This window comes from Brevundimonas naejangsanensis, from assembly GCF_000635915.2.
In the GTDB taxonomy this organism is placed as follows: Bacteria; Pseudomonadota; Alphaproteobacteria; order Caulobacterales; family Caulobacteraceae; genus Brevundimonas; species Brevundimonas sanguinis.
Map to the genome: position 1 here is coordinate 1272562 of NZ_CP015614.1, position 12453 is coordinate 1285014.

The 12453-nt window shown below is 66.6% G+C and carries 7 protein-coding genes and 1 tRNA gene; 5 read left to right on the forward strand and 3 right to left on the reverse strand.

The window, feature by feature from the left end; genetic code table 11:
• Positions 1-5 precede the first annotated feature (5 nt).
• Positions 6-2594: a TonB-dependent receptor plug domain-containing protein gene (locus DA69_RS06015; protein WP_235599225.1), complete on the reverse strand. Its 2589-nt coding sequence runs from the start codon at positions 2592-2594 to the stop codon at positions 6-8.
• Positions 2595-2769: 175 nt separating this feature from the next.
• On the opposite strand from DA69_RS06015, the gene DA69_RS06020 reads away from it, so the two are divergent.
• On the forward strand, positions 2770-3561 hold the full coding sequence (locus DA69_RS06020) for a TetR/AcrR family transcriptional regulator (protein WP_327020085.1): 792 nt from the start codon (positions 2770-2772) through the stop codon (positions 3559-3561).
• Between the two features lie 25 nt (positions 3562-3586).
• Here DA69_RS06020 and DA69_RS06025 read toward each other — a convergent pair whose 3' ends face one another.
• The gene (locus DA69_RS06025) at positions 3587-5059 is read right to left on the reverse strand and encodes an AMP-binding protein (RefSeq protein WP_029972419.1); all 1473 of its coding nucleotides are present in this window, start codon (positions 5057-5059) and stop codon (positions 3587-3589) included.
• A gap of 343 nt (positions 5060-5402) precedes the next feature.
• On the opposite strand from DA69_RS06025, the gene DA69_RS06030 reads away from it, so the two are divergent.
• The 4 genes from DA69_RS06030 (at position 5403) to metC (ending at position 12357) form a co-directional block, all read left to right on the forward strand.
• Positions 5403-6182: an ImuA family protein gene (locus DA69_RS06030; protein WP_025976853.1), complete on the forward strand. Its 780-nt coding sequence runs from the start codon at positions 5403-5405 to the stop codon at positions 6180-6182.
• The gene (locus DA69_RS06035; protein ID WP_025976852.1) at positions 6073-7629 is read left to right on the forward strand and encodes a Y-family DNA polymerase; all 1557 of its coding nucleotides are present in this window, start codon (positions 6073-6075) and stop codon (positions 7627-7629) included. The genes DA69_RS06030 and DA69_RS06035 overlap by 110 nt, the downstream gene beginning before the upstream one ends.
• On the forward strand, positions 7626-11015 hold the full coding sequence (locus DA69_RS06040; protein ID WP_025976851.1) for an error-prone DNA polymerase: 3390 nt from the start codon (positions 7626-7628) through the stop codon (positions 11013-11015). The genes DA69_RS06035 and DA69_RS06040 overlap by 4 nt, the downstream gene beginning before the upstream one ends.
• A 148-nt stretch (positions 11016-11163) precedes the next feature.
• Positions 11164-12357, forward strand: a complete 1194-nt coding sequence (gene metC / locus DA69_RS06045; protein ID WP_082891522.1) for a cystathionine beta-lyase — start codon at positions 11164-11166, stop codon at positions 12355-12357.
• Here the strand turns inward: metC and DA69_RS06050 are convergent.
• Positions 12316-12392 (reverse strand) — tRNA-Arg (locus DA69_RS06050). The genes metC and DA69_RS06050 overlap by 42 nt on opposite strands.
• Between the last annotated feature and the right edge of the window lie 61 nt (positions 12393-12453).

A 12453-nucleotide genomic window follows, 5' to 3' on the forward strand; every position in this document is an offset into this window, starting at 1 on the left:
GCTTCTTAGAACTTCTTGCGCAGGTTCAGCGCAACGAAACGACCGATGGGGTTGTAGGCCCCGCCGATGCCGTCGGTGGCGGGGAAGTATGGCGGGGTCTCGTCCAGCAGGTCATTGACCTGGAGCGAAGCCGTCATGCCTTGCGACCAGCCGGCGTCGGGCAGCGTCCAGGACACGCGCAGGTCGACCGTCACGTACGGCGACGAAGTGTACTGGGCCACGCCGGTCGGGGTGGCGTAGTTGTTGGTGTATTCGCCGCGGAAGTTGACGAAGCTCGCCACGCTCCAGGCGCCCACGTCGGCGCCAAGGGTGAAGCGCGCCGTCGTTTGCGGAATGCCCAGGTCCAGGCTGTCGGCCACCGCCGAGTTCGGCGTCTGTTTGACGTCGTAGTTCAGGATGTAGTTGGCCGACAGGTCCGCATAGACCAGACCGAAATCGGTCGGCCAGTTGTAGCGGAAGAACATGTCCAGACCGTCGGTGCTGCGCATCCCGAAGTTGTTGAGGCGCAGGTCGAGGAAGTTCACGGCCGCCGGGATCGCCGACGGAACGTTGACGTTCACATGGCCGGCCAGCAGGGCCTGAAGCTCGCTCGGGGTCGGGTCGCGATGGATGACCTTGGAGAAGGTCGGATCGGTGAAGACCATGGCGGCCGAGGGCACGCCGATCGTGTTGATGTACTCGATATTGTAGTAGGTGACGCTGGCCTTGAAGTTGGGTGCGAAGGACGGCGTCCAGTCCGCGCCCAGCGACCAGGTTTCAGCCTCTTCCGGCTGCAGGTTCTTGTTCCCGCCCAGCAGATAGATGGTGGCGACCTGATTGGGTCCGCGCGTCGGGTCATTGGCGCCGACCACTGAAGTCGCCGCATCCAGATAATAGGCCCCGACCGTCGCGCCGATCTGGCGCATGCCCGGCGCACGGAACGACTGGCCGTAAGAGGCGCGCAGGTCCAGACCGTTGGTAGGTGTCCAGTTTACGCCGACCTTCGGGTTCGAGGTTTCGCCGAAGTCGCCGTATTTGTCGTAGCGGCCCGACAGCGACAGCGACAGCTTCTGCACCAGCGGCAGGGCGTTGGCTTCGCTGACCAGCGGGGCGAAGATTTCGCCGTAAAATGAGCTGATATCGCGGTCGAGCTTCTCCGGCACCGGAGAGGCCCCGACGACCCCACGCTGCTCAAAGGTTTCCTTCCGGTACTCGGCGCCCAGAGCGATCTTCATCGTGCCGCCGGGCAGCTCGAACAGCGGACCGCTCAAACGGGCCGAGGCCATGTCCATGGTCTGGGTGATGCCCACCGCCGTAGCCGCATTGGCGAGGATCGCCTGTTTGACCGCTTCCGAAGTGCCGCTGCCGAACGGATCCAGCGCCGTCGCCGCCGTGGTTCCGAAACCCGCCGCCGTGATCGCCGCAGTGTTGATGGCCGGAATATAGGCGTCGTTGTCCGTCCGGCCGAACGTGCCGCCCAGCGTCAGTTCAAACTCGCGCGCCAGCTGGAAATCAACGCCCGCCGAGCCGTTGAAGACCTGCTTGTCGTCTCGGTTGATGAAGTGGTCGGCGCCGACGATGTTGTCCGGGCGGAACAGCACATAGGCCACATTGGCCGCGCCACCCGCCGGGCCTCTGAAGAAGGGATTGGCGGCGCTCATCGCCACCGATTGAACCGGCAGCCCCACGCGCATTTCGTCATGGCGGTCGGCATAGAGGGCCTCGCCCCACAGCCGGATCTTGTCAGAGACAAGATACTCGCCCGACGCGAACAGGCTGTGCAGTTCTGTCGAGGGGTAGAGATCGACTACGGCGCCGTTGTCACAGTAGTTCTTCGTGCCGGCGACCAGGCCCGGTGCCGCGTGATACACGGCGTAGAAGCTCGTATCGTACAGCACGTTCGGCGTCGGGCAGTTGACCGCCCGCGCGTCCAGCCCGCCCTGTTTGGTGAAGTCCTGCGTACGATAGTCGCGGTCGCCGCCGGTGATGCTGTCGTTCTGGGTGTACTGATAGGCGACCAGCGCCGAGCCGCGCGCGAACGTCTTGCCGGCCAGCACGCCGAAGTGGCCCTGATAATAGGCGTCGCCCACGCCGTAGTTGGCGCTCGCCTCGACGCCGTCGACACGGCGACGGGTGATGAAGTTGACCACGCCCGTGACAGCGTCGGAGCCGTAGATCGAAGAGGCGCCGTCGGCCACGACCTCCACACGCTCGATCGCCAGAGCCGGGATCAGCGGATAGTCGGGCGCGGTGTCATTGGCTGCAGCCGCCACCAGGCGGTGACCGTTCATCAGCGGCAGGGTGGCGCTGGACGGCAGGCCGCGCATGCCCGGCGCAAAGGTGCCGAAACCGCCGCTGGCGGCCACAGGCGCGGTGTTGAAGCTGTTCAGCTGGGGCACGGACGCCAGAATGTCCGGCGTATTGGCCGCACCAAGACGCTCGACATCCGCGCGGCTCACGCCGATGAGGTTGGAGCCCACGGGGGGCACGCCGCGGATGCTCGTACCCGTGACGATGATCTCGTCGACGGCGACAGCCTCTTCGTCCGGCCCGGCCTCTTGGGCCTGAACCTGGCCGGCCGCCAGCATGAGGGTGAGCAGAGAAGCGCCGCACACGGCTGCGCGCTTCGTCGAATGACGAACGACTTTCAAATTGACCTCCCGATGGCGACTTTGGCCGCTCTAGTTCGTGGCCGCCGCCTCGGCCAGCCACCCATTCATTCACTTAGCACTAAATGAAACTTTCCCGTCAAGTTCATTTTGTCGCAGCTAAATGAAATGCGTGTTATTCATGACGGAGCATCGCGCCAGCCGCTCGGATGGGTACCATTTCATCCAGATCGTCACGTCAGAGCGCCTACTGGAGAGTCCCGCCCCAATGGCCACCACGCCTGAGAAAAAAGTCCGCCGCTCGCGCGCTGAACAACGCGCAGCGACCGAAAAACTGATTCTCGACACGGCGGAGGATCTATTCTCTCAACGCGGCTACTTCGGCGTCACGATCAAGGATGTCGCAGACGCCATGGGCATCCACCCCGCCCTGATCCACTACTACCACGACGGCAAGCAGTCATTGTTCGAGGCTGTGTGGGAGCGGCGGGTTGAACTGGCCGTATCGGCGCGTATCGCCGGGCTGGACGACTACGCCAATGCCGTCGGCGACAACGTGACCATCGAGGGGGCCCTGCGCGCTTTCTACGACAACGCCTTTGACGCCTATATCCATGGCGAAGAAGGCTGGCGCAGCTTTGGCCGCATCTTCGCCCAGGTCAACAATGCGCCCGGCTACGGCACGGAGCTGATGGACGAGTATTTCGATCCCCTGGTGCTGCGCCTGATCGAACTGCTGAAGAAGGCCGTCCCTGATGCGAGCGACGAAGACCTCTTCTGGTGTTTCCAACTGACGTCCGGCGCCTACACCCTGATCCTGTCGCGCACGGGCCGGATTGACCGTCTATCGAACGGCGCTTGCAGTTCTGACGACTTTCAAGCCGTGCGGGAGCGTTTCGTCACCTTCATGGCCGCGGGCTTCGCCGCTGTCTTCGCCGCCAGCAAGAAAAAGGACGCGCCCCAGTCAAGCTGACGCGCGTCCCGACCGGCCGCAATCCTTATTGAGGCAGGCGCGCCTGCCTCAAAGCGGCGCGCCGGACCTTGCCCGCTTCGTCACGTAAGGCCTCGTTGGTGAACTCAATGCGTTTCGGCATCTTGTAACGGCTCAGCGTCGCGCTGATGAACTCCAGCAAAACCTCTTCGCTGAGGGTCGAGCCGTCCATCGGCTGCACGATGGCGTGCACCACTGAACCCCATTCGTCGTGCGGCAACCCGATCACGGCGCTGCCGCGCACGTCCGGGTGAGCTTCCAGCGCCGCCTCGACTTCGGCCGGATAGATATTGGCGCCGCCCGAGATGATCAGGTCGTTGCGACGGTCCGACAGATACAGATAGCCATCCGCATCCACGCTGCCGAGGTCGCCCATGGTCTCGTATTCGCCGACCAGGCGCGAGTCGCTGCCCAGATAATGGTAGGTCGACGACGGTCCGGTTTCTGGTCGGAAAAAGACCTCGCCCACCTCGCCCACCGCACATTCACGGCCATCGGCGTCCAGGATTTTGAGGTCATAACCCGGCCGGACCTTGCCCACCGAACCCTTGCGCTGCAGCCAGTCGGTCCCGGAAATGATGGTCGAGCCTGTCGCCTCTGTGGTGCCGTAATATTCCCAGACGCGATCGCTACCCAACCAGTCGATCCAGGCTTCCTTGAGCCAGGGCGCGCAGGGCGCCGCCATGTGCAGCATCATGCGCAGGGTCGGAAGCTTGTAGCGGCCCAGGACCTCCGGCCCCAGCTGCCAGATCCGATGCATCATGGTCGGGACCATCGTCACCCAGTTTACGCCATGCTCTTCGATCAGATCGAGGGCCCGCTGGGCGTCGAACTTCTGCATCTCCACAATGGTGTTGCCGGTGAAGATGGCCATGGTGATGCAGTGGAACGGCGCGTTGTGATACAGCGGCCCCGGGTTCAGGACGACCTCGCCGGGTTGCTGGTGCAGGAAACCTTCGGTGGTGTCCCACTGCGCCGGCATGGCGTCGACGATCACCTTGGGCCGCCCCGTGGACCCCCCGCTGGTCATGGCCTTCCAGTTTTTGGCGACAGCCGGCGGCAGAGGTTCGGCCGAGAGCGCTTGATAGCCCTCAAAAGCGCCATCTACCGTGGGGATGTCCTCACGCGGGCATTGGCCGACGAACAGGCTCGGCCCCACCAGGTCAAGGATGTGCTCCAACTCGACCGGCGCCAGGCGAGCGGACACCACGTTCGGGGTCGCCCCCAGCTTCCAGATACCAAAGATCGTTTCGTAGAAGTCCAGCCCGTTCGGCAGCGCCACGGTGACGTAGTCGTCCTGCCCCACCCCACGGGCCTGCATGAAGCGCGCGCGCTTCGTCGAGCGCGCGTCCAACTCCGCATAGGTCAGACGCAGGTCGTCCATGATGAGCGCAAGGCGTCCAGGCCTCCTCGCCGCGTGATGAGCGAGGATCGAGCACAGCGGCACAGTGTTATCAGTCACGTTTTTGAAGCCTCCCATACGCCGGGCTGGCTTCTAGAACCCTCTCCGGCCCTCATTCATTAACTTAGCACTAAATGAATGAAAAGCGGCATGACCCATCCGAGCACCAAAATACCTTAGGGCCGCCGCCCCGTTGCGTTGCACCAGCACGACCAAGCGCGCTCCGTCTTAGGCCAAGGAGTCGTAGCGTGTGGCGACATGCCGCCCGTCACCCAAACATCATCTCAAAGCGGCGCCGCCGTCTTATCATTGCAGGGGCGCTAAACGGAGATCGCCGGGTCCTAAGCTCAAGGCTGGATAATCTTTCTGCCTCGCTTGACTCCTCCCATGGGCAGGAGCGCATATAGAACAAATGAGGAACATGCGTTCACAACCAGAAGCGCTGACTGCGCTGAAGGCGCGGCTGGAGGCGCTTGAGCGATGTGATGCACGACGCGTCGCTACAACTGAACGTCATGCGGGTGAGGATGTCTTCGCCCCTCTGGCGACCGGCGTGGTTCACGATCTCTACGCCGCTGCGCCCGCCGACGCGGTGGCGGTCAACGCCTTCGGGCTGGGCATGGCGCTGCGGGCGACGGCGGAGCGGCCCATCGTCTGGGGCCTGCATGAGATGATGGCCCAGGAGGCGGGGCGACCGCACGGTCCGGGCCTGCATGAGATGGGCCTGTCGCCGCGGGACTTGCTGGTGGTGCGGGCGCGCGACGTGCAGACCCTGCTGGCCGTGGGTGAAGAGGCCCTCCGCAGTCCCGCCGTGGGCGCCGTGCTGTTGAGCTCCTGGGGCGAGGCCAAGGCCTTCAGCCTGACGGCCAGCCGGCGACTGGCTCTGGCGGCCGAGGCGGGCGGCGCGACCCTGTTCCTGGCGCGGGCGGGCGCCCTGCCCTGCCCCAGCGCGGCCGAGACCCGCTGGTCAGTGGCGTCCTGCGCTTCAGAACCCTTGGAAGGCGAGGCGCCGGGGCGGCCGTCTTTTTCGGCGACCCTGCTGCGGCGGCGCGGCGGCGGGGCGACCGGAACCTGGATCATGGAGTGGGATCGTGAACAGCGAACCTTCCGCGCACCCACGCCGCTATCTGGCGGTCTGGTTCCTCTGGCTGCCCAGCGACCGACTGCGGCGTCAGGAGCAGCGCGAAGACGCGCCGCCTGAGGATACGCCCGTCGTCCTGGCCGAGAAGATCAAGGGCGCCCTGCGGCTAGCGGCGGTCGATCCGACGGCCGCGCGAGCGGGACTGACCCCCGGTCTCGCCCTGGCCGATGCGCGGGCGCGAACCCCCGCCTTGCGCGTCGTCGCCCATCGACCGGACCTGGACGACGCCCTGCTGGGACGGGTGTTGGAGGACTTCGGCCGCTTCACCCCCATGATCGCGCTCGACCCGCCGCATGGCCTGATGCTGGACGTGAGCGGCTGCACGCACCTGTTCGGCGGCGAAGCGGACCTGATGCGGACGGTTCAGACGCGTGCCGAACGCGCCGGGCTTCAAACGCGATGCGCCCTGGCCGCAACGCCTCAGGTCGCTCGCGCCCTGGCGCGTTTCGGATCCGGCGGGCGGTTCGAGCCCGGGGAGGAGCGCGCCGCCGCACGCCGCCTGCCCGTCGCCGCTCTGGAGTTGCCGCAAAAGGAGGAGCAGGCCCTGCGCCGCGCAGGGCTGAAACGTCTGGCTGACTTGGACGACCGGCCCCGCGCGCCTTTGGCCGCCCGTTTCGGCGCCGATTTTCCCGCCCGGCTAGCGCGGGTTCTGGGCGACGAGGACGTGCGCATCACCCCGCATCGTGCGGCCGCACCCGTCGTGGTCGACCGCGTCTTCTTCGAGCCGATCTCGGCGCCTGAAGACATCGAGCGGGTTCTGTCCGACCTGCTGATCGAGACCATGGACCGACTGAGCCAGACAGGCCTAGGCGGCCGAGCCTTCGAGGCCGGCTTCTATCGCGTGGACGGCGAGACGCGTCGGATCGCCGTCCGCACCGGCCGTCCGACCCGCGAGGCGCACGCGACCCTGCGGCTGTTCCGCGAGCGGATGGCGGCCCTGGCCGTCCCGCTGGACCCCGGCTTCGGCTTCGACCAGATGCGGATGTCCGTGCCCTGGACCCAGATCCTGGCGCCGGCCCAGCAGGGACTGGAGCGCGAGACGCCCGGCGAGGAGGCCTTCAGTCATTTGGTCGACCGGCTGACCGCGCGCCTGGGGCCAGAGGCCGTGCTGCGTTTCGAGCCCTTCGCCTCGCACATTCCCGAACGGGCGGCGCGGCTGGTTCCGGCCTCGGCCCGCCATGGCGCCGAGACCTGGCCCGACCTCGATCCCGACGATCCGCCCTTGCGGCCCTTGCAGATGTTCGATCCGCCCCAGCCGGTCGAAACCCTGGCCGAAGTCCCTGACGGCTATCCTCTGAAGTTCCGCTGGCGCCGCGTCCTGCACGAGGTGACGCGCGCCGAAGGACCCGAGCGGATCAGCGGCGAATGGTGGCGCGCTCCGGGCCAACGCACCCGCGACTATTACCGGGTCGAGGATCGGGACGGCCGTCGCTTCTGGCTGTTCCGCCAGGGTCTCTATGGCGAGACGCCCGAGCCGCGCTGGTTCATCCACGGCCTGTTCGCATGAGCAGGCTCGACCCTGGCGGCGCCTATGCCGAACTGGCGACGGCCAGCAACTTCTCCTTCCTGCGCGGCGCCTCGCATCCCAAGGATCTGGTGCTGACCGCGATCCTGCGCGGCCATGCCGGACTGGGGCTGGCTGATCGCAACACCGTAGCGGGCGTGGTGCGAGCCTGGAGCGCGCTGAAGGAGCTACGGGCCGAAGGTCTGGCTCCGCCGGACAAGGTGCGCGAGGGCGGCAGTCCGGGCGAGATCGCCTTCATCGAGAATCCGCTGAACGATCCGGCCCTGTCCGAAGAGGTAAAGCGGCGCGCGACGGACTTCCGCCTGCTGACCGGCGCGCGGCTGGTCTTCAACGACGGGACGCCGGACGTCATCGCCTATCCCGAAACGCGCGCGGGCTGGGGCCGCCTGACGCGCCTGCTGACCCTGGGCAATCGCCGGACGAAAAAGGGCGAGTGCGAGATCGGCCTGCGCGACCTGCTGGCCGATCCTGAAGACCTGCTGCTGATCCTCGTCCCGCCCGATCGGCTGACAGGGCTGGAAGAGGTGCTGACTCGCATGACCGAGGCGGCGCCGGGCGCGGTCTGGCTGGGCGCCGCCCTGCACAGGCGCGGCGACGACCGGCGCCGGCTGGCCCGGCTGAAGGCCATGGCGGCGTGGGCGGACGTTCCGCTGCTGGCGCTGAACGACGCCCTCTACGCCGCGCCCGATGACCGTGACCTGCAGGACGTCCTGACCTGCATCCGCGAAGGCGTGAGCATCGAGACCGCCGGCCGTCGGCTGGAAGCCAACGCTGAACGCTGGCTGAAGCCCGTGGACGAAATGGTCCGCCTGTTCAAAGACGCGCCCGAGGCGGCAGCCGAGACGACGGCCTTCCTGTCGCGCGCGACCTTCGATCTGTCCGAACTCAGCTATCAATACCCGGAAGAGCCGGTCCCGCCCGATTGGACCCCGCAGGCCTGGCTGGAAGAGCTTACGGGGCGTCACGCCGCCATGCGCTATCCCGACGGCGTTCCCGACAAGGTCCAGGCCCTGCTGGACAAGGAACTGGCCTTTATCGCCCGCAAGGACATCGCCCCCTATTTCCTGACCATCTTCGACATCGTCCGCGTGGCGCGTGACAAGCGCATCCTGTGTCAGGGGCGCGGCTCGGCCGCCAACTCGGCGGTCTGCTACGTCCTGGGCATCACCTCGGTGGACCCGGCCGAATCCGACCTGCTGTTCGAGCGCTTCTTGTCCGAAGACCGTAACGAACCGCCCGACATCGATGTCGATTTCGAGCATGAGCGGCGCGAAGAGATCATCCAGCACATCTACGAACGCTATGGGCGCCACCGCGCCGGCATCGCCGCCACCGTCATCCACTTCCGCCCCCGCAGCGCCATCCGCGAGGTGGGCAAGGTCCTGGGCCTGACCGAGGACATCACCGCCCGTCTGGCCGCCAGCCACTGGGGCAGTTGGGGAACCGAGATCGACGATCGCCACGTCGTTCAGGCGGGACTGGACGCCGCCAACCCCATGATCGCCCGCGCGGTCGAGATGGCGTCTCGCCTGCTGAACTTTCCCCGTCATCTCAGCCAGCACGTCGGAGGCTTCGTCCTGACCCAGGACCGGCTGGACGAGATGGTCCCCATCGGCAACGCCGCCATGCCGAACCGGACTTTCATCGAATGGGACAAGGACGACATCGACGCCCTGCGCCTGATGAAGGTCGATGTTCTGGCGCTCGGCATGCTGACCTGCATCCGCAAGGCCTTCGACCTGATCCGCACGCATGAGCATGAGGACTGGGAATTGCACACCGTCCCGCGCGAGGACCCAGCCGTTTACGACATGCTGTGTCGGGGCCAGTCCATCGGGGTCTTCCAGGTCGAAAGCCGGGCCCAGATCAACATGCTGCCCCGCCTAAGGCCACGCTGCCTCTACGATCTCGTCATCCAGGTCGCCATCGTCCGCCCTGGCCCGATTCAGGGCGACATGGTCCACCCCTATCTGCGTCGCCGCAACAAGGAGGAGGAGGTCGTCTATTCCTCGCCCTCCCCCGATCACGGCCCGCCCGACGAACTGGAACAGGTGTTGCGCAAGACCCTCGGCGTGCCCCTGTTTCAGGAGCAGGCGATGAAACTGGCCATCGTCGCCGCCGAATTCAGCGACCGCGAGGCCAATGGCCTGCGCAAGGCCATGGGCACGTTCCGCGGCGACGGCAAACTGCACGCCTATGAGACTCGCATGGTCAGTCGGATGGTCGCGCGCGGCTATGATCCAGCCTTCGCCCAGCGCTGCTTCGACCAGATCAAGGGCTTCGGCTCCTACGGCTTCCCCGAAAGCCACGCCGCCAGTTTCGCCCGGCTGGTCTACGTCTCGTCGTGGATCAAGCATCGCCACCCGGCGGCCTTCGCCTGCGCCCTGCTAAACAGCCAGCCCATGGGCTTCTATGCCCCCGCCCAGATCGTGCGCGAAGCGCAGGAGGTCGGAAAGGTCGAAGTGAGGGCCATCGACGTCTCATACAGCCACTGGGACAACAGTCTGGAGGGCCCTGCCGACGCGCCCATTCTGCGCCTGGGTCTTCGCCAGATCGACGGCTTCAGAGAGGACTGGGCCAACGCCTTGTCGACAGCGCGGGCCGAAAGGCCCTTCGTCGATATCGAAACACTGGCCCGACGCGCCGAATTGCCCGGCGCCGCCATGCGCAAGCTGGCCGACGCGGACGCCTTCCGCTCCTTAGGTAAGGACCGTCGCGAGGCCTTGTGGACGGTGCGTCGCCTGCCCGACGATGATCCTCTGCCCCTGTTCGCCGCCGCCGAGGCGCGCGAGCGCGGCGCCCGCGAACTGGGGGCTGAGCCCGACGCCCATCTGCCCCTGATGCCGCTGGGCGAGCACGTCGCCGCCGACTATCAGACCGCGCGCCTGTCGTTGAAGGCCCACCCCATGGCCATCCTGCGCCCCATCTTCGCCGCTGACCGCGTGCTGACCTGCGCGGCGACTGAGGCCAAGCGCGGCGGCTCCGTCGTTCAGGTCGCAGGCGTGGTCCTGGTGCGTCAGCGGCCGGGCAAGGGCGCCGCCGTCTTCGTCACCCTGGAAGACGAGACCGGCATCACCAACGTGGTCCTGTGGGCGCGGATGCTGGACCAGTTCCGGCGCGAGGTCATGGGCGCCCGCCTGATGCAGGTCGAAGGCGTGGTCGAGAAAAGCCCTGAAGGCGTCGTCCACGTCGTCGCTCGCCGCATCCTCGACCGCAGCGCAGAACTGTCCCGCCTGTCGGAGGACCACGAGGCCCACATTCAACTGTCTCGCGCAGACGTCGTCGCTCACCCGCAGCCGTCGCGCCACCCGTCCCACCGACACCCGCGCGACGTGCGCATTCTGCCGGGGTCGCGGGATTTTCATTGATCTGAGTTCTTGGCGGCTGCTCCAATGATTGCTGCGCCCGCCCGCCGCAGGTCGGCAGCCCCTCGCCACGCCGAGCCATCGCGCGCCTTGTCGGCCTCGCCATCGAACGCCAACATGGCCTTGAACGCCCACACTACTCGGAGCCCCTATGCCGAAGCTGTCGGACCGCACGCGACTGATCGCCGGCGCCACGCGACGCGGCCTGGGTCGCCGGCCTGTCAATCCGCCGATCGAACGCGCCTCCACCATGCTGAGCGACGATCCGGCGGCGATGCAGGACCCCAGCGACGGGCCTGTCTATGGGCTGGACGGGACCAGCGCGGCGCGTGAGCTGCGGGCGGCTCTCGCCGACCTCGAGGGGGCAAGCGAGGCCTTTCTGGTTCCGTCCGGCCTGGCGGCGGTCACCGTGCCCCTCACCGCCCTTCTGCGGCCGGGCGACGAAGTGCTGACGACCGAGGCCGTCTATGGCCCAACGCGGCGGTTTCTGACACGCCACATGGCCGACAGAGGCGTCGCCGCGCGCTTTCACCCGGCCGGGGCCTCTGTCGAAGCGGTGATGGATCAGGTGCATGACCGGACGCGGGTGCTGCTGATCGAAGCGCCCGGCTCCCTCACCTTTGAAATGATGGATGTGCCTGCTCTCGCATCGGCCTGCAGGGCGCGTGGCGTGCTGACGGTGATGGACAACACCTGGGCGGCCGGTCTGGCCTTTCGCCCGCTCGCCCACGGCGTCGATGTCAGCGTTCAGGCCCTGACGAAATACGCAGGGGGGCATTCGGACCTTCTGATGGGCGGCGTCGCGGCGCAGGCGCCCGAAATCATCCGAGCCATCAGCAACGTCATCGAGGACATGGGCTGGCATGTCTCGCCAGACGACGCCTGGCTGGCGCTGCGCGGGCTGCGCACCCTGCCGCTGCGCTATGAGGCCCAGGCGCGCGCCGCCCTGCAGGTCGCTGAATGGCTTCAGGAACAGCCCGAGGTCTCCCGCGTGCTGTACCCGCCCCTGCCCGACTCGGTCGGGCACGCGCTTTGGCGCAGGGATTTCGACGGCGCGGCGTCCTTGATGGGCGTGGTGATGAAGGGCGGCGACAAGGCGGCGGACCACGCCTTCATGCGCGCGCTCAACCTGTTCGGCATGGGCTATTCCTGGGGAGGCTTCGAGAGCCTGATCACTTACGAGACGCCGCAGTTGGCCTATCGGCAGCACGCGCCCGACCTGCCCGGCCAACTGCTGCGCCTGCATATCGGGTTGGAGGATCCGGCCGATCTGCTCGCCGATCTGACGCGTGGATTAGAGGCGTGGCGCGCCCAGCAGGACTCGAACCTGCAACCGTCCGCTTAGAAGGCGGGTGCTCTATCCGGTTGAGCTATGGGCGCCTAGGGCCGGAAAGTGTTGCTCCGTAAGGGGTTTCGGCGACGGCGGCAAGGCGGGAGGCAA